This is a genomic window from Pontibacter sp. HSC-14F20 (assembly GCF_019599265.1).
Classification (GTDB): domain Bacteria; phylum Bacteroidota; class Bacteroidia; order Cytophagales; family Hymenobacteraceae; genus Pontibacter.
Genome location: NZ_JAHZTC010000093.1, coordinates 1 through 231, shown reverse-complemented (window position 1 = coordinate 231; position 231 = coordinate 1). Strand labels below are relative to the sequence as shown.

Here is a 231-nt window from a genome sequence, read left to right as displayed (position 1 = left end):
ATGGCCGCAGCGCCGAAAGCCCGGAGCGCATGTTCAAGTACTTGCAGCAGAAGACCATCTACACCCTCTCCGATGTGGACGTGGTGGAGCGCTCGCGCTACGACATGTCCTTCAAATACTTTCTCGAGCTCTCGCCCGAGGAGGCTCTGATCAACCCCAGCTCCCTGACCAAGTTCCGCAAGCTCCGCTTAAAGGACACCGACCTGCTGAACCTTCTGATCAGCAAGACGG

1 protein-coding gene is annotated in these 231 nt (G+C 58.0%); it reads left to right on the top strand.

What is annotated here, in order from left to right:
- The coding region (locus tag K3G39_RS20640) for a transposase (protein ID WP_220628050.1) at positions 1-231 on the top strand (231 nt) is incomplete at both ends.